Origin of the sequence: Streptomyces sp. NPDC048331 (genome assembly GCF_043201215.1) — a bacterium.
In the GTDB taxonomy this organism is placed as follows: Bacteria; Actinomycetota; Actinomycetes; order Streptomycetales; family Streptomycetaceae; genus Streptomyces.
Genome location: NZ_JBICYT010000008.1, coordinates 47,517 through 66,023, shown reverse-complemented (window position 1 = coordinate 66,023; position 18,507 = coordinate 47,517). Strand labels below are relative to the sequence as shown.

18 protein-coding genes are annotated in these 18,507 nt (G+C 71.7%); 11 read left to right on the top strand and 7 right to left on the bottom strand.

Annotation, left to right across the window (positions count from 1 at the left end):
* Window positions 1–55 precede the first annotated feature (55 nt).
* The 3 genes from coaBC to ACGFYY_RS14475 all read left to right on the top strand — a co-directional run bounded on the left by coaBC (window position 56) and on the right by ACGFYY_RS14475 (window position 4,944).
* Window positions 56–1,270, top strand: a complete 1,215-nt coding sequence (coaBC, locus tag ACGFYY_RS14485; RefSeq protein WP_393709370.1) for a bifunctional phosphopantothenoylcysteine decarboxylase/phosphopantothenate--cysteine ligase CoaBC — start codon at window positions 56–58, stop codon at window positions 1,268–1,270.
* A 197-nt stretch (window positions 1,271–1,467) separates the two neighbouring features.
* A complete protein-coding gene (gene metK, locus ACGFYY_RS14480; RefSeq protein ID WP_030656249.1) occupies window positions 1,468–2,676 on the top strand; it encodes a methionine adenosyltransferase in 1,209 nt (402 codons plus the stop codon).
* 147 nt (window positions 2,677–2,823) lie between these two features.
* Window positions 2,824–4,944: a primosomal protein N' gene (locus tag ACGFYY_RS14475; protein ID WP_393709367.1), complete on the top strand. Its 2,121-nt coding sequence runs from the start codon at window positions 2,824–2,826 to the stop codon at window positions 4,942–4,944.
* Window positions 4,945–5,095: 151 nt separating this feature from the next.
* On the opposite strand, the gene ACGFYY_RS14470 is transcribed toward ACGFYY_RS14475, so the two are convergent.
* Window positions 5,096–5,647 (bottom strand): hypothetical protein, encoded by a 552-nt coding sequence (locus ACGFYY_RS14470; protein WP_393709365.1) that lies wholly within the window; start codon window positions 5,645–5,647, stop codon window positions 5,096–5,098.
* A 251-nt stretch (window positions 5,648–5,898) separates the two neighbouring features.
* Between ACGFYY_RS14470 and fmt the strand changes: the two genes are divergently transcribed.
* Together fmt and ACGFYY_RS14460 are read left to right on the top strand one after the other, a co-directional pair.
* Window positions 5,899–6,843 (top strand): methionyl-tRNA formyltransferase, encoded by a 945-nt coding sequence (gene fmt / locus ACGFYY_RS14465; protein ID WP_365266248.1) that lies wholly within the window; start codon window positions 5,899–5,901, stop codon window positions 6,841–6,843.
* 178 nt (window positions 6,844–7,021) lie between these two features.
* On the top strand, window positions 7,022–8,497 hold the full coding sequence (locus ACGFYY_RS14460) for an RsmB/NOP family class I SAM-dependent RNA methyltransferase (protein WP_393709362.1): 1,476 nt from the start codon (window positions 7,022–7,024) through the stop codon (window positions 8,495–8,497).
* A gap of 140 nt (window positions 8,498–8,637) precedes the next feature.
* Here the strand turns inward: ACGFYY_RS14460 and ACGFYY_RS14455 are convergent, their stop codons facing one another.
* Window positions 8,638–9,171 carry an SMI1/KNR4 family protein gene (locus ACGFYY_RS14455; RefSeq protein ID WP_393709360.1) on the bottom strand — a complete coding sequence of 178 codons (534 nt, stop codon included), beginning with the start codon at window positions 9,169–9,171 and terminating at the stop codon, window positions 8,638–8,640.
* Window positions 9,172–10,607: 1,436 nt separating this feature from the next.
* Between ACGFYY_RS14455 and rpe the strand changes: the two genes are divergently transcribed.
* The 5 genes from rpe to ACGFYY_RS14430 all read left to right on the top strand — a co-directional run bounded on the left by rpe (window position 10,608) and on the right by ACGFYY_RS14430 (window position 13,747).
* The gene (gene rpe, locus ACGFYY_RS14450; protein WP_030729526.1) at window positions 10,608–11,294 is read left to right on the top strand and encodes a ribulose-phosphate 3-epimerase; all 687 of its coding nucleotides are present in this window, start codon (window positions 10,608–10,610) and stop codon (window positions 11,292–11,294) included.
* A 124-nt stretch (window positions 11,295–11,418) separates the two neighbouring features.
* Window positions 11,419–12,432 (top strand): sugar-binding transcriptional regulator, encoded by a 1,014-nt coding sequence (locus ACGFYY_RS14445; protein ID WP_030729529.1) that lies wholly within the window; start codon window positions 11,419–11,421, stop codon window positions 12,430–12,432.
* A 124-nt stretch (window positions 12,433–12,556) separates the two neighbouring features.
* Complete coding sequence (locus tag ACGFYY_RS14440; protein WP_030012151.1) at window positions 12,557–12,778, top strand: CarD family transcriptional regulator; 222 nt, start codon at window positions 12,557–12,559, stop codon at window positions 12,776–12,778.
* A gap of 49 nt (window positions 12,779–12,827) precedes the next feature.
* The gene (locus ACGFYY_RS14435; protein ID WP_365266239.1) at window positions 12,828–13,298 is read left to right on the top strand and encodes a ribonuclease domain-containing protein; all 471 of its coding nucleotides are present in this window, start codon (window positions 12,828–12,830) and stop codon (window positions 13,296–13,298) included.
* Window positions 13,295–13,747 carry a barstar family protein gene (locus ACGFYY_RS14430; RefSeq protein ID WP_393709357.1) on the top strand — a complete coding sequence of 151 codons (453 nt, stop codon included), beginning with the start codon at window positions 13,295–13,297 and terminating at the stop codon, window positions 13,745–13,747. The genes ACGFYY_RS14435 and ACGFYY_RS14430 overlap by 4 nt, the downstream gene beginning before the upstream one ends.
* A 94-nt stretch (window positions 13,748–13,841) precedes the next feature.
* On the opposite strand, the gene ACGFYY_RS14425 is transcribed toward ACGFYY_RS14430, so the two are convergent.
* The 5 genes from ACGFYY_RS14425 to ACGFYY_RS14405 form a co-directional block, all read right to left on the bottom strand.
* A complete protein-coding gene (locus tag ACGFYY_RS14425) occupies window positions 13,842–14,318 on the bottom strand; it encodes a group II truncated hemoglobin (RefSeq protein WP_030769215.1) in 477 nt (158 codons plus the stop codon).
* Window positions 14,315–14,644: an antibiotic biosynthesis monooxygenase family protein gene (locus ACGFYY_RS14420; RefSeq protein WP_365266234.1), complete on the bottom strand. Its 330-nt coding sequence runs from the start codon at window positions 14,642–14,644 to the stop codon at window positions 14,315–14,317. Before ACGFYY_RS14420 ends, ACGFYY_RS14425 begins: the two co-directional genes overlap by 4 nt.
* A gap of 73 nt (window positions 14,645–14,717) precedes the next feature.
* Window positions 14,718–15,227 (bottom strand): hypothetical protein, encoded by a 510-nt coding sequence (locus ACGFYY_RS14415; RefSeq protein ID WP_365266231.1) that lies wholly within the window; start codon window positions 15,225–15,227, stop codon window positions 14,718–14,720.
* 55 nt (window positions 15,228–15,282) lie between these two features.
* The gene (locus ACGFYY_RS14410) at window positions 15,283–17,010 is read right to left on the bottom strand and encodes an FAD-dependent oxidoreductase (protein ID WP_393709354.1); all 1,728 of its coding nucleotides are present in this window, start codon (window positions 17,008–17,010) and stop codon (window positions 15,283–15,285) included.
* Window positions 17,007–17,279 (bottom strand): UBP-type zinc finger domain-containing protein, encoded by a 273-nt coding sequence (locus ACGFYY_RS14405; RefSeq protein ID WP_030769227.1) that lies wholly within the window; start codon window positions 17,277–17,279, stop codon window positions 17,007–17,009. The genes ACGFYY_RS14410 and ACGFYY_RS14405 overlap by 4 nt, the downstream gene beginning before the upstream one ends.
* A 371-nt stretch (window positions 17,280–17,650) precedes the next feature.
* Between ACGFYY_RS14405 and ACGFYY_RS14400 the strand changes: the two genes are divergently transcribed.
* Complete coding sequence (locus ACGFYY_RS14400; protein WP_033226149.1) at window positions 17,651–18,475, top strand: type 1 glutamine amidotransferase domain-containing protein; 825 nt, start codon at window positions 17,651–17,653, stop codon at window positions 18,473–18,475.
* Window positions 18,476–18,507 lie beyond the last annotated feature (32 nt).

Genomic DNA, 18,507 nt, shown 5'->3' with positions numbered 1-18,507 from the left:
GACGATCAGAGCCGACGGCGTCGGCCGCGTCGGACACGGAGAAGGGAAGTGCGTGGTGGATAAGCCGAAGGTCGTACTGGGAGTCAGTGGCGGGATCGCCGCCTACAAGGCGTGCGAGCTGCTGCGCCGGCTGACCGAGTCCGGCCACGACGTGCGGGTGGTGCCCACCGCGGCCTCCCTGAACTTCGTGGGGGAGGCCACCTGGTCCGCCCTCTCCGGGAACCCGGCCTCCACCGAGGTGTGGGAGTCCGTCCACGAGGTGCCGCACGTGCGCATCGGGCAGTCCGCCGACCTCGTCGTCGTCGCCCCCGCCACCGCCGACATGCTGGCCAAGGCCGCCCACGGGCTCGCCGACGACCTGCTCACGAACACCCTGCTCACCGCGCGCTGCCCGGTGGTCTTCGCCCCCGCCATGCACACCGAGATGTGGGAGCACCCCGCCACCCAGGAGAACGTGGCCACCCTGCGCCGGCGCGGGGCGCTCGTCATCGAGCCCGCCGTCGGCCGACTCACCGGCAAGGACACGGGCAAGGGGCGGCTGCCCGACCCCGAGGAGATCTTCGAGGTCTGTCGTCGGGTGCTCAGCCGCGGGGTGGCCGAGCCCGACCTCGTCGGCCGGCACGTGGTGATCAGTGCGGGCGGTACGCGGGAGCCGCTGGACCCGGTCCGCTTCCTCGGCAACCGCTCCTCCGGCAAGCAGGGCTACGCCCTCGCCCGTACCGCCGTGGCCCGCGGGGCCAGGGTCACCCTGGTATCGGCCAACACCGCGCTGGCCGATCCGGCCGGGGTGGACGTCGTACGGGTGGGGACGGCCGTACAGCTGCGGGAGGCCGTGCTCAAGGCCGCCGCGGACGCGGACGTCGTGGTCATGGCCGCGGCCGTGGCCGACTTCCGGCCCGCCGCGTACGCGGGCGGAAAGATCAAGAAGAAGGACGGGCAGGACCCCGCGCCCGTGGCGCTCGTACGCAACCCGGACGTTCTCGCGGAGATCTCGGCCGAGCGCGCCAGGGCCGGGCAGGTGGTCGTGGGATTCGCCGCGGAGACCGACGACGTGCTGGCGAACGGCCGAGCCAAGCTCGCCCGCAAGGGATGTGACCTTCTCGTCGTGAACGAGGTCGGCGAGGCTCGAACCTTTGGTTCTGAGGAGAACGAAGCGGTAATCCTGGCCTCTGATGGGTCTGAGACTTCAGTGCCCTATGGTCCGAAGGAGGCCTTGGCCGAGGTCATTTGGGACCAGGTAGCCGCCCGGCTCTCGTCGCGACGCGCCTGAGCCGATTCCCCTTCTCCAGGTCACCTCCGTGCGTAAGAATGGGAGTGCCGCAGGTCACACGGCTCCCATAAGGCGAGACGGGTGGTCCAGGAAACGGTGGCGACCGATAAACTGCATCCGGAACGTGATCGGGCGCAGCCCCCGATGTGGTTCCGCCAAATGATCAGCCAGCAGCCGCTGCAACCCCAGGGAGCGTTGTGTCCCGTCGTCTGTTCACCTCGGAGTCCGTCACCGAGGGCCACCCCGACAAGATCGCTGACCAGATCAGCGACACGATCCTCGACGCGCTCCTCACCGAGGACCCGACCTCGCGCGTCGCCGTGGAAACCCTCATCACCACGGGTCTCGTGCACATCGCGGGAGAGGTGACGACGAAGGCCTACGCGCCGATCGCGCAGCTCGTCCGGGACAAGATCCTCGAAATCGGCTACGACTCCTCGAAGAAGGGCTTCGACGGGGCCTCCTGCGGCGTCTCGGTGTCCATCGGAGCGCAGTCCCCGGACATCGCGCAGGGCGTCGACACCGCCTACGAGAAGCGGGTCGAGGGCGACGAGGACGAGCTCGACAAGCAGGGCGCCGGCGACCAGGGCCTGATGTTCGGCTACGCCTGCGACGAGACCCCCGAGCTCATGCCGCTGCCGATCCACATCGCGCACCGGCTCTCCCGCCGCCTGTCCGAGGTCCGCAAGAACGGGACCATCCCGTACCTGCGCCCCGACGGCAAGACCCAGGTCACCATCGAGTACGACGGCGACAAGGCCGTGCGCCTCGACACCGTCGTGGTCTCCTCGCAGCACGCCTCCGACATCGACCTCGACTCGCTGCTCGCTCCCGACATCCGCGAGTTCGTCGTCGAGCACGTCCTGGCCCAGCTCGTCGAGGACGGCATCAAGCTCGACACCGAGGGCTACCGCCTGCTGGTGAACCCGACCGGCCGATTCGAGATCGGCGGCCCGATGGGCGACGCCGGCCTCACCGGCCGCAAGATCATCATCGACACCTATGGCGGCATGGCCCGCCACGGTGGCGGCGCCTTCTCCGGCAAGGACCCGTCGAAGGTCGACCGCTCCGCCGCGTACGCGATGCGCTGGGTCGCCAAGAACGTGGTCGCCGCCGGCCTCGCCTCGCGCTGCGAGGTCCAGGTCGCGTACGCCATCGGCAAGGCCGAGCCCGTCGGCCTCTTCGTCGAGACCTTCGGCACCGCCAAGGTCGAGACGCAGAAGATCGAGGACGCCATCGGCGAGGTCTTCGACCTCCGCCCGGCCGCGATCATCCGCGACCTCGACCTGCTGCGCCCGATCTACGCCCAGACCGCCGCCTACGGCCACTTCGGCCGCGAGCTGCCGGACTTCACCTGGGAGCGCACCGACCGCGTGGACGCGCTGCGCGCGGCCGCCGGCCTGTAAGCACACCGAGCACACCCCGCCCCACGGCGGACACCCACGGCCCCGGACCCTCGCTGGTCCGGGGCCGTGGTGCGTCGCTCACCCGCCGCCGCCCGCCTCGGCGTCGGGAGAGCGTCCACTGTCGGTGCCGTTTGTAAGAATGCTGCGGTGAGCAGCGACAACGGCGAGAGCGAAACCGAGGCGGGAGGCCCGCCGGAGCAGCTCGCACTGATTCGGGACATCGTCGCCGAGGCGAAGGCCAAGGCGCCCAAGGCGAAGCCGCGTACCTGGCGCGGGGCCGCCCTCGCCGCCGAGCTGCCCGTCGCCCGGGTCCTCGTGAACAAGGGCGTGCTCCACCTCGACCGGACCTTCGACTACGCCGTCCCCGAAGAGCTCTCCGAGGCCGCCCAGCCCGGCGTCCGCGTCCGTGTCCGCTTCGGCGCCGGCTCCCACCACGTGCACGGCGGCCGCCGAGAGGGGGGCGGCCTCATCGACGGCTTCATCGTGGAGCGCCTCGCCGAGTCCGACTACGAGGGCGCGCTGGCCGCCCTCGCCCATGTGGTCTCGCCCGAAGTGGTCCTCAGCCCCCGCATGCTCGCCCTCGCCCGGGCCGTCGCCGACCGGTACGCGGGCAGCCTCGCCGACGTGCTCCAGCTCGCCCTGCCCGCGCGCAGCGCCCGCGCCGAGGCCAAGCCCTCCCCCGAGCCCCTGCCGCCACCCGCGGCCCCCGAGCCCGCCGGCTGGGAGCGGTACGGCGCCGGCCCCGGCTTCCTGCGCGCCCTCGCCACCGGCGGCAGCCCGCGCGCCGTATGGACCGCCCTGCCCGGCCCCGGCTGGGCCGACGAACTCGCCCGCGCCATGGCCGCCACCCTGGCCTCCGGGCGCGGCGCCCTCGCCGTGCTCCCCGACGGACGGACCTCCGCCCGCGTCGACGCCGCCCTGACCGCCCTGCTCGGCGAAGGCCGGCACGCGCTGCTGACCGCCGAATCGGGTCCCGAGAAGCGCTACCGCCAGTGGCTGTCGGTGCACCGCGGCTCCGTGCGAGCCGTCATCGGCACCCGGGCCGCGATGTTCGCCCCCGTACGCGACCTCGGGCTGGTCGCCGTGTGGGACGACGGCGACTCCAGCCACAGCGACGACAACGCTCCCTTCCCGCACGTCCGCGAGGTACTGGAACTGCGTGCCGTGGGCGACGGCTGCGGCTTCCTCGTCGGCGGCACGAGCTGCACCGTGGAGGCCGCCCAACTGGTCGAGTCCGGCTGGGCCAGGCCCCTGATCGCCGACCGCGAGACCGTACGGGCCTGCGCGCCCCGGATCCGGACCGTCGGGGACGAGCTGCTCGCCCGCGACGAGGCCGCCCGGGCCGCACGCCTGCCGAGCCTGGCTTGGGAGACCGTACGGGAAGGGCTCAAGACCGGGCCCGTACTGGTACAGGTACCGCGCCGGGGCTACGCACCCCGGCTGGCCTGCGAGCGGTGCCGCACCCCCGCCCGCTGCACGGTCTGCGCCGGGCCGCTGGAGGCCCCCGACGAGCGGGGCCTGACCTGCGGATGGTGCGGGCGGGACGAGCCGTCCTGGCACTGCGAGGAATGCGGCTCCTTCCGGCTACGGGCCCAGGTGGTCGGGGCCCGGCGCACCGCCGAGGAACTGGGCCGGGCCTTCCCGGCCGTCGCCGTACGGACCTCCGGGCGCGACCACATCCTCGACGAGGTACCGGACCGGCCCGCGCTGGTGGTCTGCACCCCCGGCGCCGAACCGGTGGCGGCGGGCGCCGGGTACGCCGCCGCGCTGCTGCTCGACGGCTGGGCCATGCTGACCCGGCCCGACCTGCGGGCCGGCGAGGACGCGCTGCGCCGGTGGATCGCGGCCGCCTCCCTGGTCCGCGGCGACGGGCAGGTCGTGGTGGTCGCCGAGCCCACGCTGCGGCCCGTCCAGGCGCTCGTCCGCTGGGACCCGGTGGGACACGCCGTACGGGAACTCGCGGAGCGGTCCCAACTCGGCTTCCCGCCGGTGTCCCGGATGGCGGCGGTGGCCGGTCGGGGCGAGGCGGTGGAAGCCTTCCTGGCCGGAGCCGGGCTTCCGCCCGACGCGGAGATCCTGGGACCGGTGCCGATCCCGGGGCGGCGCGGGGAGCCGTCCCCAGGGGAGCGGGCCCTGGTCCGGGTCCCGCCGGGCAGCGGAGCCGCCCTGGCGGCCGCCCTCAAGACGGCGCAGGCGGCCCGGCTGGCGAAGGGGGGTCCGGCGGCGGAGGCCGTCCGGGTCCGGATCGACCCGCCCGACATCGGCTGACACCGCCGCGCCGGTGCGCGAGAGGCCGGGGCCGAACGCCGAAACCCCTGGTGGGGCGACCCGTACGGTCGTCCCACCAGGGGCGGAATCAGACGCGGCGCGCGGGGGCGGCCGGCCGTCGGGTGTCGGCGTCCCGGCGGCAGGACACTCGTCAGCCGTTGCGCGGACCGGGGAAGGCGGGGGAGCGGGGAGCCTCGCCGAGCCTGGGCACGGCGACACCTCCGGCGGTGGCCGCCTGGGCCTCCTCGCGCACCGGCTGCGGCGGCATCGAGCGGGCCGCCGGGACGGTCGGCAGCGGCCCCAGGGTCCGGGTGGTCGTCCCCTCGGCCGGCGGCTCCGCGGCCTCGGCGGACTGCGCCCGCCGGGCCCCGTAGCGGCGGTGCACGGCCTGCTTGGTGACACCGAGCGCCGAACCGACCGCGTCCCACGAGAAACCGAGCGAGCGGTCGAAGTCCACCGCCGCGGTGACCAGCGTCTCGACGCTGTCCCGCAGCTCCTGCGCGAGGCGGACGGTCGGCGCGGGCGCCCGGCCGTAGACGACGAAGCCGGTGGAGGGACCCGATCGGCGCGGGCGGTACACGTTGCCGAGCTGGGCGGTGAGCGTACGCAGGGCATCCACCTGCCGGCGAACCCGCTCGATGTCCCTTACCAGGAGGTGCAGGCTGGCCCGGGCTTGAGCGTCGTGGGTGGCGTGGTCGGCCATGAAGAAGCCTCTCGAACCGGTGCTGAAGGGCGGATCGGGCCGCAGACACCGTTCACCCGCGGCCCGTTTCGGTCAATCTCTTTTGACCAACGCGCCACCCGTCGCCCAGGTCACGCTGTGGGGGCGTGTCGGCATATGCGAGGGGCGCGCGCATGTGCGTACGCCCCCTCAACACCACAGGTGGGCGGCCAGACGGACGCCCCATAGACTGGTGCGCTGCTGACAGCCGAGATTAGCGAGGTAGTCCCCCAGTGAAGCTCGTCTTCGCAGGCACCCCCGAGGTCGCCGTACCCGCCCTGGACGCCCTGATCGCCTCCGGGCGGCACGAGGTCGCCGCCGTCATCACCCGGCCCGACGCACCGGCCGGCCGCGGTCGCCGCCTCGTCGCCAGCCCGGTCGCCGAACGCGCCGAGGAAGCGGGCATCGAGGTGCTCAAGCCCACCCGCCCCCGCGACCCCGACTTCCAGGCCCGGCTGCGCGAGATCGACCCGGACTGCTGCCCGGTCGTCGCCTACGGGGCACTGATCCCCAAGAGCGCCCTCGACATCCCCCGGCACGGCTGGGTCAACCTGCACTTCTCGCTGCTGCCCGCATGGCGCGGAGCCGCGCCCGTCCAGCAGTCGATCATCGCGGGGGACCAGGTCACCGGCGCCTCCACCTTCCGCATCGAGGAGGGCCTGGACACCGGCCCGGTCTACGGCATCCTCACCGAGGAGATCCGGCCCACCGACACCAGCGGCGACCTCCTCACCCGCCTCGCCTTCGCCGGGTCCGGACTGCTCGCCGCCACCATGGACGGCATCGAGGACGGCACCCTGCGCGCCGTCGAGCAGCCCCACGACGGAATCTCCCACGCGCCCAAGATCACCGTGGACGACGCCCGGATCGACTGGACCGCCCCCGCGATGCGCGCCGACCGCGTGGTGCGCGGCTGCACGCCCGCGCCGGGCGCGTGGACCGTCTTCCGCGGAGAACGACTCAAGCTGATCTCCCTGGGGCTGGTGCCCGACCGGACCGACCTGGAGCCGGGCGCGCTTTCCCCCGCCAAGAACAACGTGTACGTCGGCACCGGCTCGCACGCCGTGGAACTGCTCTGGGTGCAGCCGCAGGGCAAGAAGCCGATGCGGGCCGCCGACTGGGCCCGCGGGGTCCGGATCGCTCCCGGCGAGCGGCTCGGCGGAGCCGACGTAGGCTGATCGGTGGGGACGTCCGAGCCCGGACGTCCCCGCGCCCCACCCGCGGACCGCACGCGCGCAGGCCCCGCACGCAGGCAGGCCCCGCACGCAGGCAAGATCCTGTGGCACCTGTGGCACCTGTGGCACCCGTACGAACTCGTAGCACTCGAAGAACTCGTAAACCCGGAGCACCTTTCACGTGAGCGAACAGCCCCGTCAGCCCCGTCGCAAGCCCGCCCCCGCGGGCGCGGGTGGCAAGCAGGCCAAGCCGTACCGTCGGCCCCAGAAGGACCCCGTCCGGATGCTGGCCTTCGAGGTGCTGCGGGCGGTGGACGAGCGCGACGCCTACGCCAACCTCGTGCTGCCGCCGCTGCTCAAGAAGGCCCGCCAGGACGAGAAGTTCGAAGCGCGTGACGCGGCACTGGCCACCGAGCTGGTCTACGGGACACTGCGCCGCCAGGGCACCTACGACGCCGTCATCAAGGCGTGCATCGACCGCCCGCTGCGGGAGGTGGACCCGCCGGTGCTGGACGTGCTCTCGCTCGGCGCCCACCAGCTGCTCGGCACCCGCATCCCCACGCACGCGGCGGTCTCGGCGAGCGTGGAACTGGCCCGGGTGGTGCTCGGGGACGGGCGCGCCAAGTTCGTGAACGCCGTCCTCCGCAAGATCGCCGCGCACGACCTCGACGGCTGGCTGGAGCGCGTCGCCCCGCCCTACGAGGAGGACGCCGAGGAACACCTCGCGGTGTACCACTCGCACCCCAGGTGGGTCGTCAGCGCCCTGTGGGACTCGCTGGGCGGCGGGCGCGCGGGCATCGAGGACCTGCTGGAGGCCGACAACGAACGGCCCGAGGTGACCCTGGTGGCCCGCCCGGGCCGGTCCACACCGCAGGAGCTGCTGGAGGCGGTCGGCGAGGAGTCGGCACTGCCGGGCCGCTGGTCGCCGTACGCCGTCCGGATGGCCGAGGGCGGCGAACCGGGCGCGCTGGAAGCGGTCCGCGACGGCCGCGCGGGCGTGCAGGACGAGGGCAGCCAGCTGGTCGCCATGGCCTTGGCGGCCGCGCCGGTCGAGGGCCGCGACGAGCGCTGGCTCGACGGCTGCGCGGGCCCCGGCGGCAAGGCGGCGTTGCTCGCGGCGCTGGCGGCACAGCGCAGAGCCTTCCTGCTGGCCTCGGAGAAGCAGCCGCACCGGGCCCGGCTCGTGGAGCGCTCGCTCGCGGGCAACCCCGGCCCGTACCAGGTCATCGCGGCCGACGGCACCCGCCCGGCCTGGCTGCCGGGCTCCTTCGACCGCGTCCTGATGGACGTGCCCTGCTCGGGCCTGGGCGCGCTGCGCCGCCGCCCGGAGGCCCGCTGGCGCCGCCGCCCGGAGGATCTGGAGGGCTTCGCGCCGCTCCAGCGCGGGCTGCTGCGCGAGGCGCTGTCGGCCGTGCGGGTGGGCGGCATCGTGGGCTACGCGACGTGCTCCCCGCACCTGGCGGAGACCCGGGTCGTCGTGGACGACGTCCTGAAGGGCCGCGGCGCGGGCCACTCCCCGGTGTCCGCGGAACTGATCGACGCACGGCCCTTCATGCAGGGCGTCCCGGCCCTGGGCGACGGCCCGGACGTCCAGCTGTGGCCCCACCTGCACGGCACGGACGCGATGTACCTGGCGCTGCTGAGGCGCACGGCGTAGTCGGGCGGGGTGGGCCGCTCCGGCCCACCCCCACCCCCACCCACTCCGGCCCGCGTGGAGCGGTACCCGGACGACGCCGGCATGGGTCGGCCGGTCGTCCGGGCACCGGTCGTCGCCGGCCATGGGGCGTCCGAGGTACGTCAGACCGCGCGAAGCCGGCGGAACTCGTGTGCGGCGAGGGGGAACGAGGACGAGAGGATGCCCGACTGCAGCTCTCCGTCGAGCGCGGAGGCGAGGAACCGGGTACAGGACACGGGGAAGTGCTCCCACCGGTCGCCGCGCGCCTCGTTCACCATGACGGTCCACCGGTCCGGTTCAACGCCCGGCCGGAGCAGCCAGTAGAGGCACTCCCCGTTGTCCGTGGTCGCCCAGAGGACGACCTGCGTCCCCGCCACCTCCAGCTCCGCCGGCTTCTTCTCGAACCCCCACAGGTCTTCGAGGTCCTCGGCCTGGTGCTCTGCCCATGCGAGCAAGTCGTACTGCTTGTTGGGGCAGGAGGGCTCCAGGACGTAGAGGTAGTCGTCCCAGTTGCTGCCCCCGTACACCTCGATGAGCTCCTTGTAGTCGGCGGGAAGCCCGACACCGAGTCTGCGCTCGACCTCGCCCCAATCCTTCCGGAGGGGCTCGCCCGGGGCTGGGGCGATCTCGGCAAGACGTGCGAGGGCGTTGGCCATGACGAGGTTCGAGCTCCTGTTTCCGAGTAACTGCTGAGAACCTAGCGGTGGGTGCCTGGCTGGCTGCCTGGCTGGCTGTGCTGCGGGGGTGGGGGCGGGAGCGGGAGCGGGATCCACTCGACCGGCATCAGGGAGGGGTATGGGGGTTTCCCGTCAGTCCCATCGTCCCTCCGGGTCGGGCCGGTCCCTCAAGGGCGCTCCTCCTTCGTCGTCGCGTCGCTTCGCGATGGCCTGCGGCCACCCTTGACCGACCGTCCCGCCCCGGAGAAACGAAAGACTGCCGAGAAGCCCCCCAAAGAACGAGCCGGTCCAAGGCCTGAGGGGCGGGGACATCACAGCCCCCCGACCCTGCTCCGGGTGAGCACGGTCCCGAGACGGCCCCACGGCAAGCCCACCCGGGGCCCCGGCACGCGCCCGATCGCTACGCGCTCCCCACCTCTCAGCGTCCGACGACCGTCTGTGGCCGGACATAGGCCGCCCACCACCCGTAGGCGCTTGCGATGGGAGGCGGCTGCAGGCTGACCGGGACTTGGACAGAGGCCGCCATCCCCCTTGGGTGCTTCTCGCTGACCGCGACCGGCGGCCGTCAGGGGCTGACGAGAGGCGATGAGAGGGGCGGACGGCCGACAGCTCGGCCCATCGGTGGTGGATGCGGGTCAGCGCGAGCCCGGCACCACCAACCCACCCTCAAAGCGGGGCAATAAGGGCAAATCTTCGGCCGTCCGGACCGTCCACGCGCGCTGACCCGCATCCACCACGGAACAGCCGCGCTTCCACGCCCTTGCACCCCAAACGGTCGTCGGACGCCTCACGTGGGGAACGCCCCAGGGGCATGGGCGGCCTATGTCCAACCCAAGACGGTCGTCGGACGCAGGTCGGCAACGGACCGAGTTCGTGGGCGGCCTATGTCCAGCCACAGACGGTGGTCGGACGCTGAGAGGTGGGGAGCGCGTAGCGATCGGGCGCGCCCCACCGACACGGACGGCCTCCTAGGGGCCCGTCTCGGGACCGCGCCCACCCGGGCCTGCCTGGGCTTCTGTGATGTCCCCGTCCCTGAAAGGATCGACCGGCTCGTTCTTTTGGGGGCTTCTCGGCAGTCTTTCGTTTCTCCGGGGCGGGACGGTCGGTCAAGGGTGGCCGCAGGCCATCGCGAAGCGACGCGACCGCAGGGAGCGCCCTTGAGGGACCGGTCCGCCCCGGAGGGACGATGGGACTGACGGGAAACCCCCATACCCACCTCTGATGCCGCCCGACAGGATCCCGCCTCCCGACGCCCCCCGCCCCGCCCCCGCCCGGCGGCCGGATCCCGGCCCCGGTGGGCGCTCTCGCATCCACCGGTCCCCGCTGTACCGCCGCCCGGCGCTCCGTCCTGTCCTGTGTGGGACGACTTGCGGGGTCGTGGCCGGAACCCGGTGGGGGCATGGCAGGCTTGGGGCATGGCCGCTCAGATTTATCCCAGCATCCTGTCCGCCGACTTCGCCCGACTCGCCGAGGAGGCGAAGGCCGTCGAGGGGGCCGACTGGCTGCACGTCGATGTGATGGACAACCACTTCGTCCCGAACCTCACCCTCGGAATGCCGATCGTGGAATCCCTGAGCAGGGCCACGGACATCCCGCTGGATCTTCACCTGATGATCGAGAACCCGGACCGCTGGGCCCCCCAGTACGTGGAGGCCGGAGCGGGCTCGGTCACCTTCCACGCCGAGGCCGCCGCCGCGCCCGTGCGGCTCGCGCGGGAGATCCGGGCCAAGGGGGCGCGCGCCTCGATGGCGCTCAAGCCCGCGACACCGATCGAACAGTACGAGGACATCCTCCCCGAGCTCGACATGCTGCTGATCATGACGGTCGAGCCCGGCTTCGGCGGCCAGCCCTTTCTCGACATCATGCTCCCCAAGATCCGCCGTACCCGGGAGCTGATCTCCAAGCACGGTCTGGAGCTGTGGCTCCAGGTGGACGGCGGGGTCTCGGCCTCGACCATCGAGCGTTGTGCCGAGGCCGGCGCGGACGTCTTCGTGGCGGGCAGCGCGGTCTACGGAGCGGTCGACCCCGCCACCGCCGTGCGTACGCTGCGTGAGCAGGCGGGTGCGGCGATCGCGGCCGCGCCGTGGGCTTGCGACCACTGAACCAAGGGTTGATGAACAGCTCGGTGAACGGGAGCTGTCCAGGCTGATCAACGGCCGTCGGATCTGACAGGATGAACGGCGAGTCGAGAGTGTGAACAGCAGTGAGGAGAGCGCGGTGTCTGCAATGTCGGCGGGACGGTCAGCCCTGCGGATGGGACCCGCGGAGCTGGTGCAGGCGGCGGCCATGGCACGCCGCTTCTACCTGGAGGGAAAGTCCAAGATCCAGATCGCCGAGGAGTTCGGCGTGAGCCGCTTCAAGGTGGCCAGGGTCCTGGAGACCGCCCTCGAACGTGACCTGGTACGGATCGAGATCCGGGTGCCGGCCGAGCTCGATGCCGAGCGGTCGGACGCGCTCAGGGCCCGGTACGGGCTTCGGCACGCCGTCGTCGTGGAGTCGCCCGCCGACGCCACCGAGGACGCCCCCGACCCGGAGAACCTGGGCGCGGTCGCCGCCGATCTGCTGGGCGAGCTCGTGAACGAGGGCGACGTACTGGGCCTGGCGTGGGGGCGGTCGACCATTCACATGGCAGCCTCCCTGCACCGGCTGCCCCAGTGCACCGTGGTGCAGCTGACGGGCGTGTACGACGCGGGGACCGCCGAGCGCGGCTCGGTCGAGGCCGTACGTCGGGCCGCCCAGGTGTCGGGCGGTGACGCGCACCCGATCTACGCGCCGATGCTGCTGCCCGATCCGGCGACCGCGGCCGCGCTGCGTAGCCAGACGGGGATCGCGCGCGCCTTCGAGTACTTCGACAAGGTGACGGTCGCGGCCGTGTCGATCGGTTCGTGGGAGCCGGGCATCTCGACCGTGCACGACATGCTGACCGACGAGGAGCGGGAGCACTACGCCTCGCTGGGTGTGGCGGCCGAGATGTCCGCGCACCTGTTCGACTCCGAGGGGCGTCGTGTGGGTCGGGACCTCGGCGAGCGGTGCATCACGGTGGAGGCGGACCGGCTGCGGCGGATCCCCGAGGTCGTGGCGATCGCGGGCGGACTGCGCAAGGCGTCGGCGATCGGAGCCGTGCTGAGGTCGGGGCTGGTGACCAGTCTCGTCACGGACACGGCCGTCGCCGACTACCTCCTCACCGAGTCGGCCCCAGGGCTGCGGCCGGCCTTGGACCGGGCCGACCCGGACGACTGACGCCGTCTGACCGGGCATGACGGGTCGCGGCGGCCGTTCGCTGTCGCGGCCGATGCGGATGGTGCTGGAATTGAGATCCGAACGGCGGACCGCGCGGCGGCCTCCTGGGCGCATACTGGTTCCAATGACAAAGTCAGCAGTACCTCGCCGCCATTTGCCGTCCAGCCCGTTCAAGGCCCCCGTGGAGCAGCCGATCCGGCAGTTCAACGTCGGCGACCGGGTTACCCACGATGAGCACGGCCTCGGCCGTGTCGTCGGAATCGAGGAGGGGATCGCTGTTCTCGTCGACTTCGGTTCGGTCCAGAAGCGAATTCTGAGTCCCTACACCAAGATGGCCGCTCTCTGAGGCGACCGGGCGATTCGCGAGCGAATCGGATATTTGGCACGATCGGTGCATGATCTTTCGGAACGTGCCCCGATCGTTGCTGCGTTTGCTGGGGGCCCTGTTCCTGTGTGCCGCGTTGGTCGGTGCGGTGGGTTGTGGCGGGCAGAAACCCGCGCCTGCCGCCGCCACCAGTGCGAGTTCCGGTGCGAGCTCCCGTGCGAGCGCCTCTGACGACGCCCCTGCCGTACCGGGGTGGGCGAAGGGGATGGCCACCGTGCGGGCCGACGGGCTGCCGCGGCAGGCCCGCGACGTGCTCGCGCTCATCGACAAGGGCGGGCCGTACCCCTATCGGCAGGACGGCACGGTCTTCGGGAACTTCGAGAAGGCCCTGCCCAAGCAGAAACGTGGTTACTACCACGAGTACACCGTGCGGACGCCAGGAGAGCGTGATCGCGGAGCCCGGCGGATCGTGACGGGTGAGGGTGGGGAGTTCTACTACACGGACGACCACTACGACACCTTCAAGGCGGTTCTCCGATGAGCCTGGACCCCCAGCCGCTCGCGCCGGCGCTCGAAGCCGCCGAGGCCGCGGGCCGGACGACCGTACGGCTGGACCTGAGCGGGGTGCGGGGCAAGGCCGAGCTGATGCGCCGCTGCGGGGCTGCCTTGCGGTTGCCGGAGTGGGTCGGCGGGAACTGGGATGCGCTGGCCGATGCGCTGCGGGACCTGTCGTGGTTGCCGGCGCCGGTGGCGGTGCCCGGTGGGGGGTGGCTGGTGGCCGTGACGTCGTGGCGTGGGTACGCCGATGCCCGCCCGGGGGAGTGGGAGACGTTGCTGGAGGTGCTGGAGGAGGCCGTGGACTTCTGGCGGGCCGGTGGCGACGGTGCCGGGCCGCAGTTGGTGGTGGTGCTGGCCGAGGGTGAGGCCGGCCCCGGGCCGGTTGCCGGGGCTCCGCCCCGGACCCCGCGCCTCAAACGCCGGCGGGGCTGAAAGAGCGCCTCAAACGCCGGCGGGGCCTGAAGGCCCGCCTCAAGCGCCGGCGGGGCTGACTGCTGGGGGCAGGTGGGAGGCCTGCCCCCAGGGGTCAGGCGTCGGGGGTTTTCGGGATCCAGGGTGGGGTTTGGCCCCAGGACCAGACCGGGATCTTGGCCGCGTCGACCGGGGGTGGGTTGGGGCCCGAGTAGATCAGGGCCATGCGGGTGCCCCACTCGATGTAGTAGGCGAACACGCCGCGGAATTCCGGGTCCGTCGGGAGGCCGACCTCGTCGGCCGTGTCCATCAGCAGGTCCACCCAGCGGCGGCGCTGCCGCTCGGTGATCGCCCGGCCCAGGTGCTTGGTGGCCATGTGCTGGTGGCCGCCGTGGTGGGCGGTGTAGTCCGAGGGGCCGCCGAAGACCTCCGACAGCCAGACCGCGACGTGCTGCGGGTGTTCCGAGTCCATGCCGGCGAAGACCGGGGCCAGGATCTCGTCCTGCAGGGCGTGGGTGTAGAAGGCGTCCGTGAGGCGGTTCATCGCCTCCGCTCCGCCCATCCACTCGTAGATGGTGGGTGTGGTGCTCATCGCTGTTCGGTGGCCTTTCCCGTGCCCACGACGCCCGTCACGAGGTAGTGCTGCATCTCCTCGATGGCCGTCACGTACGGACGGATCGCGTTGAAGAAGGCCGGGAAGTGCTCGCCCTTGCGGAACCCGCCCAGGTGGTCCTCGATCGAGGTCCATCGGATCCGGAGGATGTAGCGCTCCTTCTCCTCCTCGCAGCGGGCCAGCTCGTAGTCGATGCACTCGGGCGAGGCGGCCAGGGACTCGGCGGCCCGGGCGTACGCGTCCTCGAAGGCCGACTGGTCGTCCAATGCGATCCGGTAGCGGATGTATTCGACGGTGGTGGTCATGGGTGCGTGCCTCTCCCTGGGTGTCGGTCGTCGCCAGCCTTACGCGATCACGCGCCGCCGTGGGGCGGATTCGTCAATCGGACTCGGACTTCATGGAGTCGGTCGGTTCGGACACGTCCGGGCCCTGGGCGCGGACCCGCTGCACCTTGTCCAGGGAGTCGCGCAGCTCGGTCAGCCACTCGTCGGTGTTGCGGCCGACGAGCCGGACGCACCAGGCGAGGGCGTCGGCCCGGCTGCGGGCCACCCCGCCGGCGACCAGGGTGTCGAGGACCTGGCGTTCGGACTGGCGCAGGCGGGTCATCACCGGGACGGCGAGATGGGTGAAGAGGGTCGTCTCCTCACCCACCCGTACGCCCCAGGCGACCTTGCGGCGGTAGAGTTCCTCGGCCTCGCGGGCCACCTCGATGCGCTGTTCGCGGGTGCGTTCGCGGAATTCCTTGACCGATTCGGTCGCCGGTATGACGCCGACGACCGTGATCTCCTCGCGGTCGAGGGTGACCGAGTCCAGGGACTCGTAGACGTCGACCGGCAGGCGCTCGGCGAACCACGCGCGGAGCTGTTCGCTCTGTTCGGCTGTAATCATGTAATCAACGTTGCATCCGTTGCCGCCTTGATCGCAAGGCTCGCGGCGTTCGCTCTCAGCCCATCGAGCGGTAGCGGTGGATCAGCGACACGGCCATCGCACCCTCGCCCACCCCGGAGGCCACCCGTTTCACCGAGTGGGCACGGACGTCCCCCGCCGCGAAGACGCCGGGGACGCTCGTCTCCAGGGGGTACGGGGCGCGCTCCAGGCTCCACTCGGCCGGGAGTTCGCCGCCGTTCGCGATCAGGTCCGAGCCGGTGAGGACGAAGCCGTACTCGTCCCGTTCGACGACGCCCGCGAGCCAGTCGGTGTGCGGGCGGGCGCCGATGAAGGTGAACATGAACCGGGCCGGGATCTCCGTGTCCTCGCCCGTGTCGGCGTGGTGGAGCGTGAGGCGTTCGAGGTGATCCTCGCCGTCCAGTCGGACCACCGTCGTGCGGACCTTCACCTCGATGTTCGGGGTGCGGTCGATCTCGTCGATCAGGTAGCGGGACATGCTCGCGTCCAGGGAGGCCGCGCGGACCAGGATCGTCACGCGGGCGGCGTACTTGGCGAAGTGCACCGCCGCCTGGCCCGCGGAGTTCGCCCCGCCGACGATGAACACGTGCTGCGAGATGCAGGCCGAGCTCTCCGTGGTGGCCGCGCCGTAGTAGAGGCCGGCCCCCTCGAAGCGGTCCGCGCCGGGGGCGTCGAGGCGGTTGTACGAGACCCCGGTGGCCAGCAGCACCGTCTCGGCGGAGATCTCCGTGCCGTCGGCCAGGGTGAGGATCTTGGCCGGGTCGTCCCGGGTCAGCGAGACCACCTCCACGGGGTGCAGGATCTCGGCGCCGAATCGGGAGGCCTGGATGGTGGCGCGGCGGGTCAGGTCGCCGCCCGAGAGGCCCGAGGGGAAGCCGAGGTAATTCTCGATCAGACTGGAGGTGCCCGCCTGACCGCCGGGGGCGCGGGAGTCGAGCATGAGGGTCGACAGACCCTCGGAGGCCGCGTAGACGCCGGCCGCCAGGCCCGCCGGGCCGGCGCCGACGATGACGCACTCGTAGTGCGGGCGGGAGGCGGTGGTGGCCAGGCCCAGGCGCTGGGCGAGCTGGGTGTCGGTCGGGGCGGAAAGGACCGAGCCGTCCGGGAAGCGGACGAGGGGGAGCGCTCCGTCGGGCTGGGCGGCGATCAGGGTCAGCGCCTCGGGGTCCCGCTCGACGTTGAGGAAGCGGAACGGTTGGCCGTTGCGGGTGAAGAAGTCCCGGACGGCGTGGGTGCCGGGGGAGACCAGGTGGCCCGCGACGATGATCCCGTCGTACGCCGGCCGGTAGGTGGCCAGCCAGTCCGACAGCAGGTCGTCCAGGACCGGGAAGAGTCGCTCGTGCGGCGGGTCCCAGGGCTTGAGCAGGTAGTAGTCCAGCCGGACCCGGTTGATGGCAGTGATCGCGGCGTCGGTCTCCGCGTAGGCCGTCAGCAGGACGCGGCGGGCGTCCGGGAAGCGGCTGACCGCCTCCAGCAGGAACTCGACGCCGGTCACGTCCGGCATGCGCTGGTCCACGAGGAACAGCGCAGGGTCGTGGCCGCGTTCGTCGAGGGAGTCGAGGATCTTCAGGGCGTCGGCGGCCGAGGAGGCGCCGAGTACCCGGTAGCGGTCGCCGTACGCGCTGCGCAGGTCGCGGCGGACGGCGCGCAGCACCTGGGGGTCGTCGTCCACGGCGAGGATGACCGGCTTCTTGTGCTCCGCGCGGTCGGCGGCGGTGGCGGCCGAGGTGGTCGCGGCGGCGGAACTCTCCGGGGCCGCGCTCATGCCGGGTCCAGCATGAGCTGGTCGGCGTAGCACCAGGCCCAGTCCTCGCCGGGCTCGTGGGAGGCCGCGATGGCGTGCTCGGTGGTCCGGTAGTGCCGGGTGGCGTGACGGTTCCTCGACGAGTCGCAGCATCCGACGTGCCCGCAGCTGAGGCACATCCGCAGGTGCACCCAGGTGTCGCCGGCGGCGAGGCACTCCTCGCAGCCCACAGCCGTGGGTTTCACCGGACGTATCTGATCGATGTGTGTGCACAACAGGTCCATCGTCATCGTCCCCGTCCCTCTCCTCGTGCTCTTGCCCGTGCTGTCTCTCGAGGCTGTCTCTCGAGCTGTCTCTCGCGGTGCCGCTCGTGCGGTGGATCGTGTGTCGGATCGTGCGGTTCTCGTTCATGACGCGGCTCGTACGCCCGTGATTCACGGCGCGTCCAGACCATAGGGCGGCACCACCGGAATGGTTCATCGATTCGGCCGAAGTCAGGTAGTCCTGAAGCTACTTCATGACGTCTGTGGACGACTTCCTGATGTGCGGCCACGACCTGCCCCGCTACCTCACGAAGTCGCACACCAGCGCTTTGACGAAGCACCTGGGCGCGGCCAGTGTGGGGGACGCCAACGACAACAGGCGGCGCCTGGAGGAATACGTGAGCAGAAAGATTCTGGTCATTGTCTCCGAACACGGTTACTGGGCCGAGGAACTGATAGGCCCCGTATCGAAGTTCGATGAGCGGGGCTACGAGGTCATATTCGCCACGCCGACCGGAAAGCGTGCACACGCTCTCCCGCCGAGCCTCGACGCGAACTACATCGACCCTCCGCTGGGACGCTCCGTCACCACCGAGGAGAACGCCCGACTGGGGCGCGAGTTCGAGCAGTCGAGCCGGCTGGACTCGCCGCTCGACATCGAGGCGTGGGTCCCCGAGCGTCCGTACACGAGCGACGAGGGCTATCTGCCCAAGCTGGAGCAGTACCACCGCGATCTGGACAAGCTCGACGCCGACATCGCCGGGTACGACGCGATCCTCGTCGTCGGGGGCAGCGGCCCCATCGTGGACCTCGCGAACAACGAGCGCGTGCACGCCCTGATCCTGGCCTTCCACAAGGCCGGCAAGGTCGTCGCCGCCGAGTGCTACGGCGTCGCCTGCCTGGCCTTCGCCCGGGACTGGAGCGACCGCGGGAGCATCATCCGGGGCAAGCACGTGACCGGCCACTGCAAGGAGTACGACTACAAGGACGGCACCGGATTCCTCGGTACCGATTTCAACATGGGGCCGCCGCCGTATCCGCTGGAGTACATCCTGCGCGACGCGACGGGCCCGCGCGGCGCGTACCACGGGAATTTCGGCAAACCGGTTTCGGTCATCGTCGATTTCCCCTTCGTCACCGGACGTTCCACCCCCGATTCCTATCTCACGGGGCAGAAGATCGTGGAAGTCCTGGAGGACGGTCTCACCCGATACGGCTGGTGATCCCGGAGGTCGCAGGAAAATCGGAGAGTCGA